Raw genomic sequence first — 24,491 nt, 5'->3', positions numbered from 1 at the left:
CTGCTGAAAAGAGGGGAAGCATATGGAATTGTTTTGGTTTATTCCGACTCACGGGGACGGACGTTATTTGGGAACAAGGGAAGGCGCGCGCTCGGTCAGCTACAGCTACTGCAGGCAAATTGCCCAGGCGGCGGATGAATTGGGCTTTAGCGGGGTTCTGCTGCCTACAGGAAAATCATGCGAAGATGCCTGGATCGTAGCTTCTACGCTCGTGCCGGTGACGGAGAGGTTGAAGTTTCTGGTCGCTGTCCGCCCGGGCCTCACAACCCCGACCATTGCAGCGAGAATGGCAGCCACACTGGACCGGTTTTCGAAGGGAAGACTGCTCATTAACGTTGTTGCCGGAGGTGATCCGGTCGAGCTCGCCGGAGACGGCTTGTTCCTCACGCATGATGAGCGCTATGAGTTAACGGATGAATTCCTGACCATCTGGCGCAGGGAACTTTCCGGAGAACAGGTGGATTTCACAGGGAAACATCTGAAAGTCGAAGGCGGAACCGTGTTGTACCCGACGATTCAGAAGCCGTATCCTCCATTGTATTTCGGCGGATCATCGGAGGCGGCACAGGATGTTGCAGCCGAGCATATTGATGTGTATCTGACGTGGGGGGAACCGCCGGATCAGGTCGGGGAGAAAATCGAGCGTATGCGCAAGCTGGCTGCGCAGAAGGACCGCAAGCTGAAGTTCGGTATCCGCCTGCATGTTATCGTCCGGCCGACGGAGGAAGAAGCGTGGCAGGCGGCAGATGAGCTGATCGCCCACCTGGATGAGGAGACGATTCTATCGGCGCAGAAGATATTTGCCAGAATGGATTCCGAAGGACAAAGACGGATGTCCGAGCTTCATAAGGGCGACCGGTCGAAGCTTGAAATCAGCCCCAATCTGTGGGCAGGCATTGGCCTTGTCCGTGGTGGAGCGGGTACAGCTCTGGTTGGCAATCCTGACAATGTGGCGGCACGAATGAAGGAATACGCAGCACTGGGCATTGAGACATTCATTTTGTCGGGCTACCCGCATCTGGAGGAAGCGTACCGGACAGCAGAGCTGCTATTTCCGAAGCTCCCGCTTGCACCATCGGACAAAGTTTCCGATCCGGCGTTTATCAGCCCGTTCGGCGAGATGATCGCGGGCAACAATATTCCGGTTCATAAAGGAAAGTGAACAATCATCAATTGCATACAGGCGACCGGCAACCGGAGCTGTTCATTTGATGCCGCCAAGGAGCATGCGGCGGATTAGGGGCGGCTTTTTTTGAATACCGACAGCACAGAAGCTTGCAATCGGCCGCCCAAGGATGATCATCATCCGGCACACCATTCACGTAAAGAAGGCAGGGAGCATGACATGTATAAAGCAGCAAGAGCAAAGGCGTTATTAATGAGCCTAATCATCCTGATGACGGCGTTATTATCGGCATGTACGACAAACGGGGGCGGAGCTGGAAATGGAAGTCCGGCAGCAACCGGTACGGCAGAAGCAGGCGGCGGGGTCACAGCCACAGCAGCAAACACAGATCAGGCGGGGGGAGCACCGGCTTCGGATTCAGGGTTAAAAGGTGTTGTAGATGGTCTTCCTGTGCCATCATTGGCAGGTAAAACGATCGGAATTTCTGTTATTGGCACTCAGGATAATAATGACCGCCAGGCCTATCAGGGGCAGATCGACCGGATCAAGGAACTGGGCGGGACAGTCATTGCGGCTGACGGCGAGCGGAATGACCAGAAGGCGATTGCCGATATTGAGAATCTGATTACACAAAAGCCTGATGCCATTATTAAGCATCTGGGCGATACGAAAGTATTCGCAAATGCGCTGGAGAAGGTCAAGGCCGCCAATATTCCGCTATTCACGATCGACCATCCGAGCGAATTCAGTATTACGAACCATATGTCGGACAATTACTATATCGGTTCATCCCTTGCCCGGCATATGTTCGAGGATATCGACGGGGAAGGGAAGGTTGCGGTGTTCAACGGTTTTTACGGTGTACAGGCCTGCCGCATCCGCTATGACCAGATGAAGTACGTCGCCAAGGACTATCCGAAAGTGGAATTTATTGAGCCCGAGCTGCAGGATGTCATCCCGGGGACCATCGAGGATGCGCGCAAGAAAATTCAGGATCTGCTCGTTAAATATCCGAAAAAAGGCGATTTGAAAGCGGTGTGGGCGTGCTGGGATATTCCGCAGATCGGTGCAGCCCAGGCAATTGACGCTGCGGGACGAAGCGATATTAAAGTCTACGGTGTGGATGCCGAGCCGGCTGCGCTTGATCTGGTAGCCGATCCAAAAAGCTCCTTCACCCTGGATGTCGCGCAGGAGCCATACAAATTGGGTCAAGCGGCTGTGGACACAGCAGCCCGCTATCTGGCGGGAGAGAAGATTCCGAAGACGGTCTATTTGGAGCCGTTCATCGTTACCAAGGATAACGTTGAGGAAATACGCAAAAAGCTGACCGCCGGGGGTTCGTAGGCGAGAGGGGAGTGAGCCGGATTGGGAAATGAAGACTTCATTTTGGAGATGTCAGGCATTCACAAGGGATTTCCCGGTGTCCTGGCGCTGAATCAGGTCGATTTCCAGCTTCGCCGGGGTGAAATTCACGGACTGGTCGGTGAGAACGGCGCAGGCAAATCAACATTAATGAAGATATTAGCTGGCATCTACAGCCAGGATAGCGGGGAAATCCGGCTTGAAGGACACGTGCAGGGGCGCTTGACAACAAGACTGGTTGAGAAGCTGGGGATTCATTTTATTCATCAGGAGCGGCAGATTGTGCCGTTCCTGACAGTGGCCGAGTCGTTATTTCTAGGTATGGAGCCTTCATTCTCGCCATTCAAATTCATAAACCGGCGCCAGCTGGAAAGACAGGCGGAAGCCGTTCTGAAGGACAAGCTGGGCTTAAATCTTCAGGGAAATCGGCTGATTAGCGAGCTGACTGTAGGCGAGCAGCAGCTTGTTCAAATATGCCGGGCACTGCTCCATCAGCCGAAAATTATTGTATTCGATGAGCCAACATCCGTGCTTGCCCGGCGCGAGGCCGACCAGTTGTTCCGCATTATCCGCGATCTGAGCAGCAAGGGCATCAGCATGATCTATATTTCCCACTACCTGGGGGAAGTCGTGGAGCTGTGCGACAGAATTACGGTCTTCCGCAATGGGGCCAGAATCGACACCCTGGATACGGATGGCCTGCAGGTGGAGGACATTGTATTCCGGATGGCCGGCAGGAGTCTGGAGGAACAGTTCCCGGCTAAAAACAGCCAGTATGGTGATCCGCTGCTGACAGTCAAGGGGCTGACCCACCGGTCACAATTCCGCGGGGTGAGCTTGCAAGTCCGCAGCGGGGAAATCGTCGGAGTTACGGGGCTTATGGGCTCCGGGCATTCGGAGCTGGCGCAGTCATTGTTTGACGGGGACGGCATTACCGCAGGAAGCATTGAATTTGAAGGGCGCGTGATATCGAAGCTCCGCCCGCAGAAGGCTGCAGCCGCCGGGATCGGGTATATGCCTGAAGACCGGCGCAGGCAGAGCATTATCGGAACGATGTCCGTCCGGGAAAATATTACGCTCGCGGGCTTGTCCGGTATCAGCAGCCTGGGTGTCATCCGCCGGAAACAGGAGCAGGGCAAGGTCTCTTCTTTGATTGAACGTCTGGGAATCCGGACACCAGGGTCGGAGACAGCGGTATCCAATCTGAGCGGGGGCAACCAGCAGAAGGTTGTATTCGCCAAATGGCTGAACAGCGGAGCCAGGCTCTATATTATGAATCAGCCGACGGCAGCGGTCGATGTAGGAGCCAAAGCGGAAATATATGCGCTGATCAACAGCCTAATCCGGCAAGGGGCGGGGGTGTTGCTCGTGACGCAGGATCTGCAAGAACTGGCGGGACTGAGCAACCGGATTATGGTCATGTACCGGGGAGAAGTGATTGACGAGCTTGACGGGCATAACGTGACAGCAGACGAGCTGATGGTCAGCATGATGGGGGGCAGAAGCGAATGAACCCGCAAATCCGCAAAAATCAACCTGTCGGCGTGCTGTCCTCCTTTATCTTCAAATACAGCGGATACCTGATCTTTATTTTGGTAGCCTTGTATTTCGCGGCTCGATCGCCAGCCTTTTTGACACTTCAAAATGTGAAAAACATTTTGCTCCAGTCCAGCGCTCTTGGCATCATCGCCTGCGGCATGACCGCCATCATTGTCGGGGGCGGCAGTCATGTGGTACGAGGCGGAATTGACTTGTCCCTTGCGAATAATATGGCGCTTAATGCGGCGGTCACGTCCTTCATGGTTGCAAGCGGATATCCGGTATGGGTTGCAATAGGCACTGCGCTTGCAGCAAGTATTTTGGTTGGAGCAATCAATGCATTCTCGGTCGTCAAGCTGGGATTTATTCCACTGCTCGGGACGCTTTCCATGATGTATATTTTGCAGGGCGTTCAACTGCTGATTACGAAAAACACGGTCATCAGCATTTCCGATCCTTTCCTGAAGGCAGTGGCTAATGGCGCCTTGTTCGGCATTCCGGTTGCGGTCTGGATGTTTGCAGTGTCCGGTGCGGCAGTTTATCTGCTCTTTCACCGTACGGTGCTGGGCAACTGGATGTATGCGGCGGGGGGCAATCCCGATGCAGCACGGGCAGCGGGCATTCCGGTCCATTTTGTTGTCGCTTTGACTTATATTATCGGGTCGATAACAGCAGCTGCGGCCAGCCTCATTATTGTCTCCCGCTTGTCGGGCACTGTGCCTGGAGTCGGTGATCTTATGCTGCTGGATGTTCTGCTGGCCGGGCTTATGAGCGCTATATTCAGCCGACTTGCACAGCCCAATATAGCCGGAACGGTGCTCAGCGCATTGTTTGTCGGGATGCTGTCCAACGGGTTTACGTTAATTAATGTTCCGACCTACTGGGTTTTTGCTATCAAAGGCGTTCTTATTCTGGGGGCCGTATCGATTACCACAACGCAGCAAAGGAAGGTGATGCGGCATGTCTAAGCTTATCGGCCCGGATTTGACAAGGTACAGCACCTTGTTTGCACTGCTGGCTGTCATCGTAATATTTGCTATTGTCTCACCGGCATTTCTGTCGATGGGCAATCTGTCCAATATTTTAAGCCAGTCGGCTGTTCTTGCTATAGTTGCTGTTGGCCTTACATTTGTCATCGCCTCCGGCGGCATTGACCTGTCCATTGCCGTTTCCTTTGATATCGGCGCGATGACGGCCGTACTGCTGATGAAGTCCGGCATGAACTGGCTGCCTGCTGTGCTGATCGCAATCGGTGCAGGCGTGCTGGTCGGCTTCTTCAACAGCCTGCTGATCGTCAAGGTGAAAATGACACCGTTCCTCGTCACGCTCGGGACCTTATTTATCGGCGAGAGCATCGAGAAAATTATGACCCGGGGCGGGGAACCGCTCTATTTGCCGGGCGCCGGCGAGTGGTTTCAATTTTTGGGCCGTGGCAGTTTGTTTGTAGTCGGAGGAGATGACGGAGGACGAATCGATTTCAAATTTTCGATCCTTGTTGCAATCGCGGTTGCGCTCGCTGCGCATTTTTTGCTGAGCCGGACAGTGTTCGGCCGTCAGCTCTATGCGCTTGGTGACCAGAAGGAAGCGGCAGCTTTATCAGGCGTGCCGGTTCATAAATATACGTTCTACGCTTTCCTGTTAAGCGGAGGAATTTGTGCGCTGGCCGGTATTATCGGCTCTTCTGTCCTGACGTCGTTCGTTCCGCTCAGCGGCCGTTACTATTTGCTGGATGCCATCGGTGCGGTATTTATCGGCAGCTCCTTGAACCGGCAGGGCCATGCCAATATTCCGGGCACTCTGATCGGTGTTTTGTTTTTCGGAATTGTAGCGAATGGACTGAACTTATCCGGCATTAATTTTTACTGGCAGAGTGTGGCACGGGGCGTGCTGATCTTTTTGATTTTGTATCTGGATTCCGCTGCGGCCAGGAGGAGACTTCGCCCGGCCAAGACGAAGGCGGCGTGAACAAGAAAGGGTGAGAGCAAATGGGCAAAAGGATGTACTTGAATGCCTTCGACATGAACTGTGTTGTGCATCAGTCCCCGGGACTGTGGACATTGCCAGGGGACCGTGCAGACACATACAAGGATTTGGATTACTGGGTAGAGCTGGCCAAGCTGCTGGAGCAGGGGAGATTTGACGGGCTGTTCCTGGCGGATGTGCTCGGCATCTATGATGTCTACCAAAATGATAAAACAGCCTGTATCCGCGAAGCGGCACAGGTGCCGGTCAATGATCCGGTCCTCCTTATTTCCGCTATGGCATATGCGACACAGCATCTGGGGTTTGGGGTGACCAGCTCGACGACGTATGAGCACCCGTATTCATTCGCCAGAAAAATGTCCACGCTGGATCATCTGACCAAAGGGAGAGTGGCCTGGAACATTGTGACGTCCTATCTCGACAGTGCAGCCAAAAATCTCGGCCTCGATGAGCAGCTTAAGCACCATGAGCGATACGAATCGGCTGAAGAATATATGGAAGTATGTTATAAGCTTTGGGAGGGCAGCTGGGAGGATGACGCGGTAGTCAAAGACCGCGCGAAGCGGCAGTTCACCGATCCGGACAAGGTGCATGAAATTCGCCATTACGGCAAGTATTACCGCGTTCCAGGCATTCATCTGAGCGAGCCGTCCGCGCAGCGTACGCCTGTCCTCTACCAGGCAGGAGCTTCTTCTACCGGACGCGCCTTTGCCGCCAGACATGCGGAGTGCACATTTATTTCGTTCTCGAATACGGAGATTACGGCGCGTTATGTCCGGCAGCTGCGGGAGCAGGTACAGCTTCAGGGACGTGACCCGAAAGGGGTAAAAGTATTCAGCCTGTATACGCCTATTGTCGCCCCGACCGGGGAGGAGGCGCGGCAGAAATTCGACTATTTTTCCAGCCATGTCAGCTATGAAGGGGCGCTTGCCCTGCTCAGCGGCTGGACGGGAATTGATTTCTCGGCCTATGATCCGGAACAGGCTGTGGAATATATCGAGACGAATGCAGTCAAATCCGTCATGGAAGGCTTTACTGTAGCAAACCCGTCCAAGCGCTGGACAATCCGCGAGATTATTACGCTCGTCGGAATCGGAGGTTTGGGCCCGGTTGCGGTGGGCTCTCCAGAGGAAGTGGCGGACCTGATGCAGGCCTGGATGGAGGAGACGGGTGTGGATGGCTTTAACATCGCCTATGCCACAACGCCGGGAACGTTCAAGGACTTTGTGGAACTGGTTGTGCCGATTTTGCAGGAGCGTGGCGTATTGAAGCGTGAATATGAGGACGGAACCTACCGGGAGAAGCTGTTCGGGTCAGGCGCGCGTCTGGCAAATCCGCATCCGGCTGCCGGATATCGAAAGATCAGGGAGGGACAAGCCAATGGGTAAGGAGACACAGGCGGCGGATATCTATTTGCGCAAGGCAGAGGAATTGGCCGCTGAATTTGCCAAGGACGCTGTGGAGCGCGACAAGGCAGGGGGAACACCGAAGCGCCAGCGTGATCTGATCCGTGAGAGCGGACTGCTCAAGCTGATTATTCCTTCGCAATATGGCGGGGACAACCAGCCGTGGTCGGTGGCGCTGCGCATCGTTCGGGAGCTCGCCAAGTCGGATGCATCGCTGGCCCACGTCCTGGGCTATCATTATTTTATGGTTGTGCAGGCGCATTACAAGGGCTCGCTGGAGCAGCAGCGGTTCTATTACAGGGAGACAGTCAGAAACAACTGGTTCTGGGGCAATTCCTCAAACCCGCTCGACCGTAACGTAATCGGCCGCAAGACGGCGGAAGGCGCTGTGCTGTCCGGCAGGAAAGGCTTCAGCTCCGGCTCTACGGATTCAGACATGCTGCTGGTCTCCTGGAACGACGATAAGACGGGTGAATTTTTGGTTGGGGCAATCCCATCCTCACGCGATGGTATCCGCATTCATGAGGATTGGGACAGCTTCGGCCAGCGTCAGACGGGCAGCGGGACCGTGAGCTTCGAACAGGTGCAGGTCGCCGAGGCTGAAATTTTGGATGTGGAGTCACGCCGACCGTTTGCATTTTCCACGATCGACCCGATCTTGTCCCAGTCGATATTAGCCAATATTTTTGCCGGAAGCGCAGAGGGGGCATTGGCCGAGGCGAAGCAATATACGCTGACCCAATCCCGGCCGTGGATTTCTTCCAATGTAGACAAGGCTTCGCTCGATCCTTACATTCTCCAGCAATACGGTGAATTTTGGACAGATCTTAAGGCGGCTGTGCTGTTGGTGGAGCAGGCAGCTCTTGAGCTGGATGAGCTGTGGGCAAAGGAATTTGCGCTGACAGAAGCCGAACGCGGGGAGGCGGCGGTCACGGTTGCGACAGCAAATGCTTTTGCTGCCAAGACAGCATTGGCGATTACGGGCGGCATTTTGGAAGTGACAGGCGCGCGTTCGACGGCTTCCCGCTACGGCTTTGACCGGTTTTGGCGCAATGTGCGCACCCATACTCTCCATAACCCGACCGTATACAAGCTGCGCAATGTCGGGGACTGGGTATTGAACGATGAGATTCCGAAGCCTTCATTGTATTCATGAGCGTTAAAAGACGAAAGAAGCGAACATTGCTCTGGCAGCATAGTGTTCGCTTTTTCCAAATGAATCAGCTTCCAAGCATATAATGTCTATCTGGATAAGACGCTTCTATATAGAAGTATATTTTGATTTAATTACCCCGGCACCTTCTAAAGGTTTCCCGGCATTTCAATTGAGTGTGATTTTCAGGTCTAAATGCATTGACAGCCCCTATCCATTCTGCTATATTTTCTATTGATAATGATTCGCATTTTCATTTAATGAATCAAATTCACATTAAAATTAATGACAGATGGATCACAGGAGGGCTAGAAAAGTTATGACGTTCAGAAAGAAATCTTTTTATACAGCTATTATATTGTTGATGATGCTGTCTGTGCTGCTTGCCGCTTGCGGAGGGAAGGGCGCATCTCCATCAGTCAATACGCCTGCTGAAGGCAATACTGCCGATCAAGCGGGACAACAGGCAGCCAACAACAGCAAGTCAGAGTCCGAGGAGTTCCGCACCTATAAGACTGGCAAGGGCGATGTACAAATTCCGGCTCATCCGAAGCGGATTGTAACCGACTATTACGGGGGTGAGCTGCTGGCAGTCGGAGCGAATGTTGTTGGTGTTGAGCCAAGCACCTTCAAAAATCCTTTCCTGAAGGACCTGCTCAAAGAGGCGAAGGATGTCGGAGCGCCGATTAATGTAGAGAAGACGCTGGAGCTGAAGCCGGACTTGATCGTCGTCATGTACGATGAAAGCTATGAAGCCTTGTCCAAAATTGCGCCAACGCTGCATATTCCTTTTGGAACAGCAACAAACATTCAAGACACAGTGAAGCTGTTTGGAGACATTGTTGGAGCGCCGGACAAAGCGCAAGACTTTATGGCAAAGTTTGACCAGAAGGCAGCGGAAGGGCGAGCAAGGCTGAAAGGCATCGTCGATGAGAACGCGACATTCGGTCTGTTTGAACTGGTCGAGCCGGGAGACTTGTGGATTTTCGGGGACAACGCAGGACGCGGCGGACAAGCTGTATACAATGCCCTGGGCTACAAAATGCCGCACCAAAACAGCAAAGAGGATCAGACGCTCAAGCTCTCGCTTGAAGCGCTGCCTGACTATGCGCCGGATTATATGTTTATAACGACCTATGATCCCGACAACAAGGGACAAGCCCGCAAGATGATTCAGGATTCCGCAGTATGGAACGGGCTGTCGGCGGTCAAAAATAACCGGGTATTCTTCAATGACTTTGATACCTACTACCGCTATGATCCGATTGCGGTTATGGGACAAATCGATTTGATTGCCGATATGCTGACGAAGCGGCATGAGGAAAATAGTGAACAGAAATAAGCTGCCAATTGAAATGGCCGTACCACAATACGTGGCTGCGGTCCTTTTTATTATTGGAGGGATGTTTTTGACATGAAAATTTTTCCAAACTATAATAGAAAGCACATTAGACGATATGGAATTTCATTATGCCAGGTTTTGTTTGGATTCCATTACACTACATTTCATTTCATGATCCATTTCGCTCCGGACTTTCTCACTGCGGGCCGGATTCTCATGATTGCAGTACGGCAAACGCTTATTCCGTATGGTGTATACAAATCGAAGCAGGGGAGGCGCGAGGGTGGAAAATCTGCTCTGGGTGCTGCTTTTAGTGATGGTTTTCCAGACTCTTTTTGTACTGTGGAATTTGCCGCAAATGAGACGGCTGTCGCAGTTTAGTATATGCGATGCGAAAGCCGAAAGAGGCCATCCCTCCAATGCTGGACAAACCCAGGCAGACGGAAATCCGGGATGGTCATCCGGTGCAGCCGAACAAGCGATTCGCCTGTCCATTCTGATCCCTGCCCGGAATGAGGAAGAGAATATCGGTCCTTGCCTGGAATCAGTTCTGGCTAATGAATTTCCGTTCCGGGAGATCCTCATCTTGAATGACCGCTCATCAGATGGCACCTCCACCCGCATTGCGATGCTGGCAGACAGAGACAGCAGAATTCGGGAAATCCAAGGAGAGGAGTTGCCGCCGGGATGGATGGGCAAGTCGCATGCCTGCCACCAGCTCTCGCTGCAGGCCCAAGGTGAATGGTGGCTGTTTCTCGATGCTGACGCCCGTCTCTCCCCGGACGCGCTGGCGAAAGTTGCGTGCGCAGCGGCGGAGCAGCAGCGAGGACTCCTGACAGGCTTTCCGCGCCAGATAACAGGTACATGGCTCGAAAAGCTGGTTGTGCCGATGATGCTGTTTACGATAGCGTGCCATCTGCCGATCCGCTTGGTCCGACACACCACAGACCCGCGCTTTGTCGCGGCGCATGGCGGTTTTATGCTGATTGAGAGCGGAACCTATAGCAGGCTGGGCGGACATGCGGCATTCAAGGACAATCTGGTCGATGATATCTCTCTGGCCCGTGCGGTCAAGCGGATTGGTGAGCCGGTGGAACTCCTCCATATCGGGGAAGAGGTTGAGATGCGCATGTATAAGGATGCGGCAGAGGTCTGGAATGGATACAAAAAGAATATTTACGCCGGAGTTGGACGCAGCTTCACGTTGTTGACGTTTGTACTCTCCCTCTACTTCCTGCTCTATGTACTGCCGTGGCTGACGCTGCCTTGGGCGGTATTTCATCCTGAGCTATGGCTGCCCGCAGCCAGTCTATGTACGTTGGGTGTGCTGTTAAAGGCGCGCATTAATCACTGGTGCGGCCAGCCGATATGGCGGGCTTTGCTGATGCCGCTTTGTGCTGCAGCATTAATTGCCATAGGCCTGGAATCGTGGCGGGCGGCAGCATTTGGCTCGGGATACCGCTGGAAAGGGCGGACTTACCATTAGGGCGGAAACCCCCGGCAGGCAGGAAATCACAAATGGGTTATAGATTTAAACCGAAGCATGAAAGAGCCTGGAGAACGATCTGCATGATTATCGGCAGACACTCTTGGCTCTTTTTATTTTAATGCAGCCAAAGTCATAATGTGGGAAATCAGCTCATAAAATGTTGAACTTTCGTGTATGTCGCATCGTCAAATGGATGTTCAGGAAGCAGTTGGAAAAAAGAAGTCAAAATTCAGGAAAGGGCAAACGAACATGAGCAGCATAATATTCGTTCAGTTCGCCGCACGAGCCGCGGCGGCAGAACAGACAGGAGAACGGTTGATTTACGGCTCGAAGGGAGGTCCGGGCAATGTCTGAAGAAATGCGGCCCCAAAGTCGGTATATGCCCGGGCTGGACGGACTTCGGACTCTGGCAGTGCTGGCTGTCATTGCGTACCATCTCGATCTGGGCTGGGCGCAGGGAGGATTGCTGGGTGTGGGGGTATTTTTTGTATTATCCGGTTACTTGATTACCGGCCAGCTGCTGGGCGCCCTGGAGCATAACCGGCGAATCGATCTGAAGGATTTCTGGATCAGGCGGTTTCGCAGGCTGCTGCCCGCCATGCTGGTCATGCTCATGTTTGTTGCCATCTGGCTGCTTTTGTTTGATGCGGAGAGGCTTCGTACCGTTTCGGGTGATTTTGTTTCATCCATTCTTTACATCAACAACTGGTGGCTCATTTTTCATGAGGTGTCGTATTTCGAGAGCTTTGGACCGCCATCGCCGCTCGGGCATCTCTGGTCGCTTGCAGTAGAGGAGCAATTTTACCTGATTGCGCCGCTGCTGTTGTGGCTGGGTATGCGCAGGAAGCTGCAGCGTGGCAGACTGCTTGGCTGGGTATTGCTGCTAGCGGGCATTTCGGCTTCGCTTATGGCTCTGCTCTATACGCCGGGTACAGACCCGAGCCGTGTCTATTATGGCACGGATACACGGCTTTTCGGGCTGCTGCTCGGCTCTGCGCTGGCAATTGTGTGGCCCGCAGGAAGGCTTGCCAATCATTTGCCCCGCCCTTCATATCTGGCTTTGGAGGGGGCAGGGGTTGCAGGACTGCTTATTGTTTTGGCTATGATCTGGCAAACGACAGAATACGGGACTTTTTTATTCCGCGGCGGAATGGTATTGCTGTCTGTGGCAGCAGCGCTCGTCATTGCGTCTGCTGCCCATCCGGCTACTTGGCTCGGCAAATTGCTCGGCTTAAAGCCGCTTAGATGGCTGGGCGTCCGCTCCTACGGCATTTATTTGTGGCATTATCCGGTTATTGTCATGACCCGGCCGGAGGCCGGCGGGGGCGGGACGGACGGATATGCATTGGCTGTTATTCAGGTGGCGGTCAGCATTGCGCTTGCCGCCTTATCCTACCGCTACATTGAGGAGCCGATCCGTCACGGACGGCTGCAAAGCAGGCTGCGGGAGCTGCTTGCTTGCCGCACAGTCCGGCTGCTGGACAGCGGATGGATGAGAAGAGGGCTCTCCAGCGGAGTTTTGGCTATGCTGATCGTAATGTCCGTATCCTGCATGGGATCGGACAAAGACAACTATAATGTCTCCGCAGATGCGCCCGTCAGTGAACAAGCGGATCGCACATCTTTACTAGGCAGCAATCCGGCATTTCAGCCCAAGGCAGAAAATGGTCTGCTGTATGTTCCTGATTCAAGGCAGCACTTGTCCGGTAACCAGATTACCGCGATCGGTGATTCCATTCTGCTGAACGTTGACCCTTACCTCGCGGAGAAGCTGCCGGGAATTGTCACTGACGGGAAGATCGGACGCCATATGAAGGATGCTGCCGGGCTGCTGGAGCAGCTCGAGTCCGGTAAGAAGCTGGGTGATCATATTATTATCGAGCTGGGCACGAACGGTCCTTTCCCGGAAAAGCAGCTTGAGAAGCTGCTGGCTTCGCTCGGTGATGCGAAGCAGATCGTCCTCGTCAATGTCCGTGTTCCGCGCAAATGGGAGGACGAAGTGAACACTACTCTCCAGAAAGCCGCAGAACAGCATGATCATGTGCGCCTTGCAGATTGGTACGCTGCCAGCGAAGGCCATGAGGAATATTTCGAAAAGGACGGGGTACATTTGAAGCCGAAGGGCGCGAAAGCTTATGCCAATCTGCTGTTTGAGACGCTGGGATTGTCTGTGAGCTATGAGCTAGAAACGATGACAGGACATGAATCCGGCACTTGATTTATTCCTGACAGAAACTACTCCGTACAGCCGGTTAAAATAAAGAATCCTCTCAAAGCCGCAAAAAGATGCGGTACGGGAGGATTCTTCTTGTGATTGCAAAAATGTTCAGGATTCAGACAAACAGCAGGCAGTCCGGCAGTTGTGCGCTGCGCTAGCTGATATTGGAATTGGCGCTTCCGTGCTGCTGTTTGATCAGGTCGGCGGTGAGCTGGGCCGACAGTGTAACCATTGGTACTCCGCCGCCCGGATGGGTAGAGCCGCCGACGAAATACAGATTGTGAAGCAGGTCGCTTTGGCTTGGAATTTTGAAGCCGCCGTTCAGCTTGCGGTCAGTTGCCACACCGTAGATGGAGCCGCCGTTGGCACCGTAGAGCTGCTGCAGGTCATCAGGGATGAAGCTGTATTCAAACTCAATATGCTGGCGCAAGTCAGTCAGCCCCATCCGCTCCAGCTTGTTCAGGACAAGCTCCCGGTACGCTACCTTGTTGCTCTCCCAGCTCTGACCCTCGCGGAGCGGGGGAACATGCGTCAGGACGAACAAGTTTTCCTTTCCAGGCGGGGCCTGGGTCGGATCATTTTTGCTGGAAATCCCGATATACACAGTCGGGTCATCAGCAGGAACACCATCCACAAAGATTTGCCGGAATTCCTTCTCGGGATCTTGGGAGAACAGGAAATTATGATGCTGGAGCTGGTCATAGACTTTATCTACGCCAAGCAGCAGAACAAGCCCGGACACGGCAGGCGTGTACTTTTCCAGTTTCTTTGTTTCTTTCTCTGCCCTCGGATGGCTGCCGAGCAGGGTATGGTGTGCGGGAATCGCCTCCAGATTGGATATGATCAGATCAGCGGCAATCTCGCTTCCATCCTCCAGCGTGACGCCGGTAGCCAGTCTGCCGCGATAATTGATCCGGGCAACAGGCGCATGGGTGCGCACTTCTACGCCAAGCTCGTCCAGCAGCCGCAGCATGCCGCGGGCAATATTGTACATACCGCCTTCCACATAATAGATGCCAAGGCCAAGCTGGACATGAATAAGCTGAGACAGCACGGCCGGCGCTGCATACGGCGACGAGCCGATATACATAATGAAGAAATCGAACAACTGCCTGAGCTTGGAGTCTTGGATAAAGCGAGCGGTGCTCTGGTGCATCGTACGCATCGGGTCCATCGCCAGAAGTTCCTTCAGTTTATGCTGGCTGCGCAAATCCTGCAATCCGGTCAGGCTTTTGCTGTAAAAGCTCTTGGTACACAGCTCATACATTTGCTGGCAGTAGTGGAGATATTCCAAAAAGCGGGAAGCATCTTCAGGAGAAACCCGATTCAGTTGCTCCAGCATGAGAGGCAGATCACCCGTAACATCGATCGTTGTTCCATCCTCAAAAAAAGTCCGCCACTGCGGTTCGATTCGCCGCAGTGTCATATAGTCCTCCAGCTTCCGTCCTGCACTCTCGAACAGTTGCTCCAGCACCCAAGGCATGGTTAGAATCGAAGGACCGGTATCAAAGGTGTAGCCCATCCCCGATCTGATATTAAGCTTGCCGCCTGCCCGTTCATTTTTCTCCAGCACCGTAACCCGGTTGCCGTCTGCGGCCAGACGAATGGCTGCGGCCAGTCCTCCAAGGCCACCGCCGATAACAACAGCTGATTTGCCCATCTCCAATTCCTCCTCCTGATATAAACATGTGAACGCAACCTGACTTTCGGGCATGGAAGCCGCTGCCGCCAGTGTGATTGAAGTCAACGGCGCGCGGATCTTGCCGCCAGGCCTTGCTCTCTTAAACTATTCTCTTTATTGACAGAAAAAGGGTTGTTTAAACTGGCAATTCGGCCGCAAGTAGAACGCCGGCATACGGCTTGCTTCAGCATTTCTGTTTTTGCAACTTCAATTTTAAGAAACAGGAACAGATTTTAAAAAAATCGCATTCAGCAGGGAACATGGCACATATACTCTATTAAAATGCAATAGAAAAAAGGAAGGGCTGTCTGTGTCCGGTTTGAAGTGGGGAAAAGGTGTGTACAATGCTAACAAAGCTATAAATAAATCGTGATTATATGAAATGGAGGTATCAGGATGGTAATCACCACAATATGGATCATCGCCGGCTGGTTGTGCGGCTGGATGCTGCTGCTCTCGATGCGCCGTCTCAAGCCGCCTGAGCGCTATCCCGTGCAGGTGGGACAGCACAGCAGTGCCGGGAAGGATTACAGTGTCGTGCTGCCGGCAATGTCGGTCATTATTCCTGCCCGAAATGAGGCGGAGAGAATCGGTGCATTGCTTTCTTCTCTGGCGAAGCAGACGCTGCGTCCGGTGGAAATTATCGTGGTTGATGACGGCTCCCGTGATGCAACAGCTGATATTGCAGCAGGGGCAGGCGCATCGGTTGTAACACCGGGAGAGCTGCCATCCGGATGGACAGGAAAAAGCTGGGCCTGCTGGCGGGGAGCGCATGCTGCCAAGGGCGAGGTACTGGTATTTCTCGATGCGGATACGGTGTTGGAGGCAGATGGCCTGGAACGGCTTGCGCTAGCCTTTCAGGAGAAGGGCGGCTTTCTGTCCGTACAGCCGTACCACTGGATGAAACGGACCTACGAACGCTTGTCGGCTTTCTTCAATCTGATTGTCCTGTTCTCGGTGGGGAGCGGACAGGAGGGCGGAGGCGCCTTTGGTCCTTGTGTCGTGTGCGGCAGAGAGATGTATATGGAAGCTGGCGGCCACCAGTCGGTTAGCCGTGAAGTGCTGGAAAACTATCATCTGGGCATTGTGTTCAAGCAGAAGGGACTGCAAGTTTCCAACCGGATCGGCAGAGGCCTGATTGCCTTCCGGATGTATCCGGATGGACTCGCGGGCCTGATTGCCGGATGGAGCAAGAGCTTTGCTGAAGGAGCATCAGCGACTTCCCCGGTCAAGCTGATGGCGATCAGCATCTGGATTGCTGGCGCAGTGTCTGCTGTTACGCAGTGGGTGCATATTGCGGCTGAGCCTTCAAGTGCGGCTGTTCTTGCAGGCGCAATCTTTTACCTGGGTTACGCGGTCCAGCTCGTAATGATGCTGAGATATGCCGGGAATTTCGGCGCTGCCGGCCTGCTGTTCCCGCTGCCGCTGCTGATCTTCCTGATCGTGTTTATTCTCTCGGCCTACCAGACCTTTGCAAAAGGGAAGGTCAACTGGAAGGGGCGCAAGCTGGATGCAGGCAAAGGAGGGGGAGGAGGTTGAGCGTGCTTGAGCTCCCTCCTCTATGGGTAATTACTGCCAATATATCCGGCTGGCTAATCATTCACCTGGGAGTCTCGTATGCTTGTCACCGCATGCCGTTCCGCTGGTTTGATTCATCTGGCGCACATAGCGCCCGGGAGTCCGGACAGCCTTGTCCCGGCAGCGTTACAACAGGGATGCGCTTCGCCAGCAAGCTGCCAGAGGAACGATTCTATGAGCAGGTGCTGCGCATCCGCAGCTGGAAGGACCGTGTGCCGGAACTGGGTGCACTGTTTACCGGCGGCTTTTCCAAGAAAGCACTGGCTGCACACAGTAGCGGGTATTACAGGGTGTTCGCTGCGGAGACGAGGCGCGGGGAGTGGACGCACTGGCTGTCGATAGCCCCTGCCCCGCTATTTTTTCTCTGGAATGAACCGGCAGGAGGCTGGTTGATGATCGGCTATGCGCTGGCAGCCAATTTGCCGTTTATATGCATCCAGCGTTACAACAGGCTGCGCTTGACGCGAATAATGAATCTCGCAGACAGCAGGCCTGGCCATTTGGGGGAACGAGCAAGACATCCGCTTGCGAAATATGATTTACAATGATCATGAAAATGTTCTATAATAAAGGAACGGAAAATTAAATAGGTATTCAATTAGGAGGAGCCTGTCACATAGGGCTTCTCTTTGTCTTTTTTTGGATATAATATATCTGTTATCCGTCATATTTTTTACATCCTTCATTTCAATGAGGATGAATGTTTTCCGTGTTCATTTAGTGTTGCCCTATGTGAATGAAGGCTCCAGGGAGAAGGAGAGGCACGAATGGAATTTATTTTGTATCTGGTATTGATTTTGCTGGCAACCAAGCTTGCAGGAGACTTGTCCGTGCGATTGGGACAGCCTGCCGTGCTCGGCAAGCTGCTCATTGGCATTGTGCTCGGGCCGGCGGTGCTTGGATGGGTACAGGAGGGCAGCTTTATTCACCAATTTGCTGAAATTGGCGTGCTCCTGCTGATGTTTATTGCCGGATTGGAGACTGATCTTGACCAATTGAAGAAAAACTGGAAGTCGGCATTTGCTGTCGCCGTTGGCGGGATTATCCTGCCTTTCATCGGAGGCTACAGCAGCGCGCTCGCGTTTGGCTTTGATCAGCCTCATGCGTTGTTTTTCGGTATTATTTTCTGTGCGACTTCTGTGAGCATTTCCGTGCAGGTGCTGAAAGAAATGAACCAGCTTGGTTCCCGCGAAGGGACAACCATTCTTGGCGCTGCTGTCGTCGATGATGTTCTGGTCGTTGTTCTGCTGGCTGTGCTGATGAGCCTGATGGGCACCGGGGGCGATGTATCACTGGGCTTGCTGATCGGCAAGAAGCTGATTTTCTTTGCCGTTATTATTGCAGCCGGCTGGCTGATTGTGCCCCGCATTATGAAGTGGCTTGCTCCATTGCGGGTCACAGAGGCTGTCATCAGTACAGCGCTGGTCGTCTGCTTCGGCTTCGCCTATTTCGCCGAGTGGATGAATATGGCGGGCATTATCGGGGCCTTCGCCGCGGGTATTGCAGTCGCTCAAACCTCGTACAAGCATACGGTGGAAAGCAAAGTGGAGCCAATAGCGTACGCGGTATTTGTGCCGGTATTTTTTGTGAGCATCGGGTTGAATGTTACCTTTGACGGTATCGGCAGCCAGATTGGTTTTGTAATTCTGATTACTATTATAGCTGTAGTTACCAAGTTAGTGGGGGGTGGACTTGGAGCCAGTCTGACAGGATTCAATGCGCGCTCCTCCCTGGTTATTGGAGCCGGCATGGTTTCCAGGGGAGAGGTTGCTCTGATTATTGCCGCTACAGGCTTACAGAGCGGACTTTTGCTGCCGCAATATTTTACATCTATCGTCATCATGATTATCGTGACCACGCTCGTCACACCGCCGCTGTTGAAAGCCATATTCCCCAAAAAGGAAACGGCCGGCTCATAATGGCAGGATAAGCATTAACATACAAGACGGCTGGAGTCAAAAGATTGCCAGTCCCAAAATGATCTGACACATAAAGGCCCGGCTGAATTTTCTCATGCAGCCCGGGCCTTTATGCATTTTTCAAAATAAGACATACTAAAGTTCATGTTCACTTGCCGCAAGGCTGCCGCATACAATGGCCCATAAACAATAGGTAGATACCTAATTCTATTGAAGGGCAGGGCTAAGGCATGGCAACTTCCTATATGGATTACACGTCCCCGTCTGTACGCTTTAACTATGATTTGAGCAACAACCAATTGTATAAGAAGGATGACCGCAACTATATCAATGCACTATCGATCAAGCAGCTGAACACGCTGGGCAATACTTCATTGCTTGATATTTTCCTCAGTGAAGGCAATGTCATTGAACCGCATTATCATCAGAACGCTTCGGAGCTTGTTTATTGTATTTCCGGCTCAGCAGTCGTCTCGCTTATTAACCCGTTCACCAATGAATTGCTCAACTATTCGATCAAGCCCGGCCAGGTAGCCAATGTGCCGCAGGGCTGGTGGCATTATGAGGTTGCAACTGCTGATAATACGCATCTGCTTGCAATATTTGATGCTCCGATACCTGAGGTGATCCTCGGGTCCGATATTGCCCGTCTGACACCGACGAGTGTGATGGCGCATACGTATTGCCTGGACGAAGCCTTAATCAAGGAGGCGCTTGCTCCGATCAAGCAGTCGCTGTTCATCGGACCGCCGGCAGATTGCCAGAAATCGCAGACCCGGACTCAAGGCGCTGCTGTACAAGATATTTACCCGGGCTTCAACGGCCAAATCGCACCGAACCAGCCTTATTTCAATCCGGGCTATAACATGCAACAGAACGGCTATCATTACAGTCATGCCCAGCGGCCTGTCATCGGCAACGGAGGCCGTGTTCCTCTTTACTAGCTTACCCGGGATATTTTGAAAAAGGCTTCACATATTTTGAAAATCGTGTATAGTATTAATAAATGTACTATTCCTATAAAAATAATATGATTTAACTGTCGACTGTACAGATGGACGACCGGAACAACCGGAGGCCAGCAATCTTATTTTGCTGCGCCTCTTTTTTGTATGACAAGTGTTGTAATGCGGAGGCGCGAATAACCTTCATTTCAGCCCGAAATGCCAAAGCTGCTGCCAACAAGGTGTACGGACTTTTATTTTTGTAATACAAAAGGGGAGGAGCAGCAGTAGATGAACATTGAAAATATTGAAGCCTTTGTGCACGTCATCCATTTCAACAGCTTTAACAAGGCGGCTGATGCGCTGTTTCTGTCTCAGCCTTCGGTCACAGCCAGAATACAATCCCTGGAGCGTGAGCTGGATGCGAAGCTGTTTGAGCGGATGGGAAAGCAGTTCACACTTACCGAGAAGGGCAAGTTGTTCTTGCCTTATGCCCAACAGATTTTGCAATCCTACAAGAAGGGGAAGCAGCAGATTAAATACCAGAAGACACTTCAGGAGCTGCGCATCGGCTGCACGGCCTCGGTGTCGAATTATATCATCCCGATCATATTGCCGCTGTTAAAACAGCATTACCCCGGGCTTCGCATCAAGCTTCTTACAGCAGCCAGTGAGACGGTGGTCAAGCTGGTGCAGGACAAGGATATTGATATCGGACTGGTGCGCAACATTACACATCCGCTGCTTGACTCCTTCCTGTTCTACGAAGACCGGATCGGCCTGTATGCGCACGCCAAGCATCCTTTTGCCGCCAAGAGCGATGTGAGCATGGAGGATATCCGGCAGGAGCCGCTTGTGTTTTTCGAGTGCGGGTCCATCGACTGGATGCGGCTGCACCGGATGTTTGAGACGCTGGACCGTCCGCCTGTCATCGACTATGAAGTTGACAATCTGGAGACTGCCAAAAAGCTGGTTTTGGCCGGTATGGGCATCAGTTTTCTGCCGGAACTGTGTGTTGCGGAAGAAGCCCGGGCCGGCTTGCTTGTTCCTGTAGCTGTTCCATCGCTGGGCATTCAGTCGCTCCGTACCAATCTGATTGCCTTGAAGGGGGAGCAGTCTGAGCTGTCCCGCCTGCTGCTGGAACTGGGCAAGAAGCTGTAGCTGTCCGTGTCTAATAAAAGGATTCAATTCATAAATAGAAAACCGTGATTGGTAAGCCATTGACCAGCATCAGCCTGCGGTGCTAGACTTTTTTTATATCCCAAAACCAATTAAGTTCATGGGTTTAATCAACACTTTTTTAACGTATATAATGAATGCCTGATCTGTCTTTTTATGTTGACTTCATCTACATAATCCGGATCATTCGGATGCAAAGTAGTGCGCTAATTGTACAGAAAAATACGGATTGACAATTTGATGAAGAGATAGTAAATTAAGTTCATTATATTTTAATTCTTAGTATTCAACTAGGAATTATAAGTTATAAAAATAAGGGAGTCTACCCGACTGGAGGAACTGGAATGAGAAGATTATCAGTTGTCGCAGCAGTAATGGCATTATTATTGGTGATTACCGGGTGCGGCTCAGGAAATAAAGAGGGTGGCGGCGTCAGCAAAACGGATACAGGCTCTGCGGAAGGAGCGGGCGCTTCAACAGAGAACGTGAAGAAAATCATCGTCGGAACCGGAACGAAATTTCACAACGTCTGCTTCATAGACGAGAGCGGCAATCTGACAGGCTTTGATGTGGAGCTCGTCAAGGAGCTTGACAAGCGTCTGCCGGGCTACGAATTTGAGTTCAAGACGATGGATTTTTCCAACCTGCTGCTCAGCCTGGAGACGAATAAAATTGACTTCATTGCCCACCAGATGGAGAAAAATCCGGAGCGCGAGGAGAAATTTCTCTTCAATAAAGAACCGTACAGCATCTTCCTGACGAAGGTGGCGGTGGATAAAAATAATGATACGATTCATTCCATCGACGATTTGCAGGGCAAAAAGGTATACACAGGCGCAACAAGCAACCAGGCTTATTTCCTGCAGGAATATAACAAGAAGCATAACGATGCAATTGAGATTGTCTACTCCAGCGGAGCTGCCAACGATCTGGTCAATCTGATCCAGAACAAACGGGTGGATGCCACCATAACAACGGATTTTGCGTTGCGATTCTATTTGGATGCTGACGGCAAGGAGGCGCTAAAGACGGTCGGTGATCCGCTCATTCAATCCGATGTGCTATTCGTTTTCCGCAAGGATGGCCAGGAACTGGCCGACAAACTCGATGAAGCGATCAAGTCGGTGAAAGAAGACGGGACATTGGCCAAGCTGAGTATTGAATGGCTCGGTCAGGACTTTACCAAAAGCATTGATGAAGTGGGCAAATAACCAAATTCGCAGCAAGTCAGCCAAAGCGAAAATGAATTCTGAAGGACACTCATTCGTATAACTTGAACAAGATGGAAGGGGGCGCAATTCCGATGGGGAGAAGATTTGAGTTCGGGTATATTCTTGAATTTATCCCGAAGCTGCTTGATTATTTGCAAATTACATTGCTTATCGTTGCTGCATCGATTGCATTGGGGCTGATCGTCGGCTTGATTGTCGCCCTTCCGAGGATGTATCATATTCCGGTTTTGAAGCGGATTTCTGCGGTGTACGTCTCCTTTTTCCGGGGGACTCCGGTTCTGATTCAGCTGTTTCTGATCTATTACGGACTGCCGGAGCTGCTCAAGGGACTTTCCATCGATGCTTCCAAGGTGCCCGTGCTGGCGTTTGTCATTCTTACCTATGGACTTCATAGCGGGGCGTTCATCTCCGAGGCGATCCGCGCCGCAGTCGGTGCGGTCGACCGGGGACAGGTGGAGGCGGCTTATGCGATCGGAATGTCCGGCTTCGAAGCCTTTACCCGCATTGTATTGCCGCAGGCAGCGGCCGTATCCCTGCCGGTATTCGCCAATCTGGTCATAGCCAACCTGAAGGATACGTCGCTGGCTTTTACGCTGGGGGTGATGGAAATGACCGGAAAATCCCAGACACTTGGCATGACAACCCAGCATTTCATTGAAGTGTATATTGCGCTCTCACTTATTTATTTCGTTGTCAGCATGATCCTGGAGCGGCTGTTCCTGCTTGCCGAGCGTCGTATGCTGAAGTACCAGCCGGAGCTCGCCGGCCATACATCCAAAAAACGTCTGCTGCAGGGGCTGTTCCTGCCGCAATTTAAGAAAGGGGGAGAGCAGGCGTGAAGATTGATCCGGTTTTCATTTGGACGGCCTTTGTCAAACTGCTCTCCGCACTGCCAATGACCCTGTTCATTACCGCCATATCGGTCGGTGCGGGCCTCGTCATCGGCTCAATTATTGCTTTGCTGCGCATTTACAAGGTACCCGTACTGCAGCATCTTGCAGCTTTTTATGTCACCTTCATTCGCGGGACGCCGATGCTGATGCATCTGTTTCTTGTCTATTTCGGGCTTCCGGCGCTTATCGATGCGGTATCCGGTGCGTTTGGCTGGACGTTCAAGTCGTCATCGGTTCCGATTTTGGTTTTTGTGCTGATCGCCTTCTCCATTACAGCTGGAGCCTACTTGGCCGAGGTCATTCGTTCGGGCATCCTGGCTATTGATAAGGGACAGTTGGAGGCTGCTTACGCAATTGGCATGAAGACGCCGCAGGCGCTCTGGCGTATTGTATTCCCCCAGGCTTTTGCAGTCAGCCTTCCCAATCTGTCGAACTCGCTGATCGGCATGCTGCACGGCTCGACGCTGGCTTTTACAGTTACAGCGGTCGAAATTTTTGCCGAGGCAAATATTGTGGCAACAACGAACTGGAAATATTTCGAGTCATTCATTGCGGCCGCTCTCCTGTATTGGGGCATTACGCTGTTGATCGAAAAGGCAGTTGCGGTACTGGAAAAACGCATCAATGTGTACAACCGGGGAGGGGTAGCATGATTAAGCTGAGCGGAATCCGAAAGACCTTCGGCAAGCAGGAGGTGCTAAAGGGAATTGATTTGATAGTGGAGCAGGGGGATGTAGTTGCAATTCTCGGGCCAAGCGGATCAGGCAAGACAACCTTGCTGCGCTGCATCAACTATCTGGAGCGGCCCAATGAAGGCGAGGTGGCCATCAACCAGCTCAAGGTGAATGTCAAACGCGCCTCCAAGCAAGACATTCATACCTTGCGGAAAAAGACCGCCATGGTATTCCAGAATTACAATCTGTTCAAGCACAAGACCGCTCTGGAAAATGTGATGGAGGGGCTTGTGATCGTACAGAAATTGCCGAAGCGGCAGGCCCGTGAACTGGCCGTGCAGGCGCTGGAGAAGGTAGGTCTTGGCGGCAAGCTGGATGAGTATCCGAGCCGGCTGTCAGGCGGACAGCAGCAGCGGGTCGGGATTGCCCGGGCGCTGGCGCTGAACCCGGAGGTTATTCTGTTCGATGAGCCAACCTCTGCGCTTGATCCTGAACTGGTCGGCGAAGTGCTCGCCGTCATTCGCAAAATCGCCGGGGAGGGCATCACGATGATTATTGTGACGCATGAGATGGCCTTTGCCCGGGATGTCGCCAGCCATGTAGTCTTTATGGACGGCGGGGTCGTGGTCGAGGAAGGGCCGCCGCATCAGTTGTTCGGCACGCCGAAGGAGGAGCGGACCCGGCAATTTCTCAAGCGCAGTATTCAGGAGTGGAGCTATTCGATTTAGATCAGGCATGTACAGGCTAAAAATATAGAGCTGGCAGGCTGCAAG

Annotated in this window: 20 protein-coding genes; 19 read left to right on the top strand and 1 reads right to left on the bottom strand. The window is 52.5% G+C overall.

The genetic code is table 11. From position 1 onward, the window contains the following. The first annotated feature begins 22 nt into the window (after positions 1–22). The 10 genes from ssuD to H583_RS33055 all read left to right on the top strand — a co-directional run bounded on the left by ssuD (position 23) and on the right by H583_RS33055 (position 13,618). On the top strand, positions 23–1,162 hold the full coding sequence (gene ssuD / locus H583_RS0114620; protein ID WP_028561090.1) for an FMNH2-dependent alkanesulfonate monooxygenase: 1,140 nt from the start codon (positions 23–25) through the stop codon (positions 1,160–1,162). 90 nt (positions 1,163–1,252) lie between these two features. After that, complete coding sequence (locus tag H583_RS33070) at positions 1,253–2,470, top strand: sugar ABC transporter substrate-binding protein (protein ID WP_245585920.1); 1,218 nt, start codon at positions 1,253–1,255, stop codon at positions 2,468–2,470. Positions 2,471–2,491: 21 nt separating this feature from the next. Beyond that, on the top strand, positions 2,492–4,000 hold the full coding sequence (locus tag H583_RS33065) for a sugar ABC transporter ATP-binding protein (protein ID WP_036709763.1): 1,509 nt from the start codon (positions 2,492–2,494) through the stop codon (positions 3,998–4,000). Next, entirely contained in the window at positions 3,997–4,995 is a 999-nt protein-coding gene (locus H583_RS0114605) for an ABC transporter permease (RefSeq protein ID WP_028561089.1), read from the top strand. The genes H583_RS33065 and H583_RS0114605 overlap by 4 nt, the downstream gene beginning before the upstream one ends. Beyond that, positions 4,988–5,992 carry an ABC transporter permease gene (locus tag H583_RS33060; RefSeq protein ID WP_036709760.1) on the top strand — a complete coding sequence of 335 codons (1,005 nt, stop codon included), beginning with the start codon at positions 4,988–4,990 and terminating at the stop codon, positions 5,990–5,992. The genes H583_RS0114605 and H583_RS33060 overlap by 8 nt, the downstream gene beginning before the upstream one ends. Positions 5,993–6,012: 20 nt before the next feature. Next, positions 6,013–7,398: an LLM class flavin-dependent oxidoreductase gene (locus H583_RS0114595; RefSeq protein WP_028561088.1), complete on the top strand. Its 1,386-nt coding sequence runs from the start codon at positions 6,013–6,015 to the stop codon at positions 7,396–7,398. Next, on the top strand, positions 7,391–8,572 hold the full coding sequence (locus tag H583_RS0114590; protein ID WP_028561087.1) for an acyl-CoA dehydrogenase family protein: 1,182 nt from the start codon (positions 7,391–7,393) through the stop codon (positions 8,570–8,572). Before H583_RS0114595 ends, H583_RS0114590 begins: the two co-directional genes overlap by 8 nt. A 316-nt stretch (positions 8,573–8,888) precedes the next feature. Next, complete coding sequence (locus tag H583_RS0114585; protein ID WP_036709757.1) at positions 8,889–9,911, top strand: ABC transporter substrate-binding protein; 1,023 nt, start codon at positions 8,889–8,891, stop codon at positions 9,909–9,911. Positions 9,912–10,194: 283 nt separating this feature from the next. Further along, a complete protein-coding gene (locus tag H583_RS0114580; RefSeq protein WP_028561085.1) occupies positions 10,195–11,397 on the top strand; it encodes a glycosyltransferase family 2 protein in 1,203 nt (400 codons plus the stop codon). Positions 11,398–11,746: 349 nt separating this feature from the next. After that, complete coding sequence (locus H583_RS33055) at positions 11,747–13,618, top strand: acyltransferase family protein (RefSeq protein WP_051236497.1); 1,872 nt, start codon at positions 11,747–11,749, stop codon at positions 13,616–13,618. A 154-nt stretch (positions 13,619–13,772) separates the two neighbouring features. On the opposite strand, the gene H583_RS0114565 is transcribed toward H583_RS33055, so the two are convergent. Next, positions 13,773–15,278 carry a phytoene desaturase family protein gene (locus tag H583_RS0114565; RefSeq protein ID WP_028561083.1) on the bottom strand — a complete coding sequence of 502 codons (1,506 nt, stop codon included), beginning with the start codon at positions 15,276–15,278 and terminating at the stop codon, positions 13,773–13,775. A gap of 417 nt (positions 15,279–15,695) precedes the next feature. On the opposite strand from H583_RS0114565, the gene H583_RS0114560 reads away from it, so the two are divergent. From H583_RS0114560 to H583_RS0114520, 9 genes are all read left to right on the top strand, one after another. After that, positions 15,696–16,838: a glycosyltransferase family 2 protein gene (locus tag H583_RS0114560; RefSeq protein WP_028561082.1), complete on the top strand. Its 1,143-nt coding sequence runs from the start codon at positions 15,696–15,698 to the stop codon at positions 16,836–16,838. A gap of 2 nt (positions 16,839–16,840) precedes the next feature. Further along, positions 16,841–17,425 (top strand): glycosyl-4,4'-diaponeurosporenoate acyltransferase CrtO family protein, encoded by a 585-nt coding sequence (locus H583_RS35370; protein WP_245585944.1) that lies wholly within the window; start codon positions 16,841–16,843, stop codon positions 17,423–17,425. Positions 17,426–17,644: 219 nt separating this feature from the next. Next, positions 17,645–18,796 carry a cation:proton antiporter gene (locus tag H583_RS0114550; protein ID WP_028561081.1) on the top strand — a complete coding sequence of 384 codons (1,152 nt, stop codon included), beginning with the start codon at positions 17,645–17,647 and terminating at the stop codon, positions 18,794–18,796. 230 nt (positions 18,797–19,026) lie between these two features. Beyond that, positions 19,027–19,740, top strand: a complete 714-nt coding sequence (locus H583_RS0114545) for a cupin domain-containing protein (protein ID WP_028561080.1) — start codon at positions 19,027–19,029, stop codon at positions 19,738–19,740. Positions 19,741–20,031: 291 nt separating this feature from the next. Then, a complete protein-coding gene (locus H583_RS0114540; protein ID WP_028561079.1) occupies positions 20,032–20,901 on the top strand; it encodes a LysR family transcriptional regulator in 870 nt (289 codons plus the stop codon). A 362-nt stretch (positions 20,902–21,263) separates the two neighbouring features. Next, positions 21,264–22,130, top strand: coding sequence for a transporter substrate-binding domain-containing protein (locus H583_RS0114535; protein WP_028561078.1), 867 nt, complete (start codon positions 21,264–21,266; stop codon positions 22,128–22,130). A 92-nt stretch (positions 22,131–22,222) separates the two neighbouring features. Next, positions 22,223–22,990 carry an amino acid ABC transporter permease gene (locus H583_RS0114530; protein ID WP_028561077.1) on the top strand — a complete coding sequence of 256 codons (768 nt, stop codon included), beginning with the start codon at positions 22,223–22,225 and terminating at the stop codon, positions 22,988–22,990. Continuing rightward, positions 22,987–23,697, top strand: coding sequence for an amino acid ABC transporter permease (locus H583_RS0114525; RefSeq protein ID WP_028561076.1), 711 nt, complete (start codon positions 22,987–22,989; stop codon positions 23,695–23,697). Before H583_RS0114530 ends, H583_RS0114525 begins: the two co-directional genes overlap by 4 nt. Next, positions 23,694–24,446: an amino acid ABC transporter ATP-binding protein gene (locus tag H583_RS0114520; protein WP_028561075.1), complete on the top strand. Its 753-nt coding sequence runs from the start codon at positions 23,694–23,696 to the stop codon at positions 24,444–24,446. The genes H583_RS0114525 and H583_RS0114520 overlap by 4 nt, the downstream gene beginning before the upstream one ends. Positions 24,447–24,491: the final 45 nt, after the last annotated feature.

The organism is Paenibacillus pinihumi DSM 23905 = JCM 16419, from assembly GCF_000422505.1.
GTDB lineage: Bacteria > Bacillota > Bacilli > Paenibacillales > Paenibacillaceae > Paenibacillus_D > Paenibacillus_D pinihumi.
Note: the sequence above shows the minus strand (reverse complement) of the source record. Positions and strands in the feature narration are given on the sequence as shown.

What these genes read in the sequence shown, in the direction of transcription:
- H583_RS0114565 (WP_028561083.1), bottom strand. Translation starts at nt 15,278, where the DNA reads ATGGGCAAATCAGCTGTTGTTATCGGCGGTGGCCTTGGAGGACTGGCC.
- H583_RS0114595 (WP_028561088.1), top strand. Translation starts at nt 6,013, where the DNA reads ATGGGCAAAAGGATGTACTTGAATGCCTTCGACATGAACTGTGTTGTG.
- H583_RS0114535 (WP_028561078.1), top strand. Translation starts at nt 21,264, where the DNA reads ATGAGAAGATTATCAGTTGTCGCAGCAGTAATGGCATTATTATTGGTG.
- H583_RS0114560 (WP_028561082.1), top strand. Translation starts at nt 15,696, where the DNA reads ATGGTAATCACCACAATATGGATCATCGCCGGCTGGTTGTGCGGCTGG.
- H583_RS33055 (WP_051236497.1), top strand. Translation starts at nt 11,747, where the DNA reads ATGTCTGAAGAAATGCGGCCCCAAAGTCGGTATATGCCCGGGCTGGAC.
- H583_RS0114520 (WP_028561075.1), top strand. Translation starts at nt 23,694, where the DNA reads ATGATTAAGCTGAGCGGAATCCGAAAGACCTTCGGCAAGCAGGAGGTG.
- ssuD (WP_028561090.1), top strand. Translation starts at nt 23, where the DNA reads ATGGAATTGTTTTGGTTTATTCCGACTCACGGGGACGGACGTTATTTG.
- H583_RS0114545 (WP_028561080.1), top strand. Translation starts at nt 19,027, where the DNA reads ATGGCAACTTCCTATATGGATTACACGTCCCCGTCTGTACGCTTTAAC.
- H583_RS0114585 (WP_036709757.1), top strand. Translation starts at nt 8,889, where the DNA reads ATGACGTTCAGAAAGAAATCTTTTTATACAGCTATTATATTGTTGATG.
- H583_RS0114590 (WP_028561087.1), top strand. Translation starts at nt 7,391, where the DNA reads ATGGGTAAGGAGACACAGGCGGCGGATATCTATTTGCGCAAGGCAGAG.
- H583_RS0114530 (WP_028561077.1), top strand. Translation starts at nt 22,223, where the DNA reads ATGGGGAGAAGATTTGAGTTCGGGTATATTCTTGAATTTATCCCGAAG.
- H583_RS0114550 (WP_028561081.1), top strand. Translation starts at nt 17,645, where the DNA reads ATGGAATTTATTTTGTATCTGGTATTGATTTTGCTGGCAACCAAGCTT.
- H583_RS33060 (WP_036709760.1), top strand. Translation starts at nt 4,988, where the DNA reads ATGTCTAAGCTTATCGGCCCGGATTTGACAAGGTACAGCACCTTGTTT.
- H583_RS0114605 (WP_028561089.1), top strand. Translation starts at nt 3,997, where the DNA reads ATGAACCCGCAAATCCGCAAAAATCAACCTGTCGGCGTGCTGTCCTCC.
- H583_RS0114540 (WP_028561079.1), top strand. Translation starts at nt 20,032, where the DNA reads ATGAACATTGAAAATATTGAAGCCTTTGTGCACGTCATCCATTTCAAC.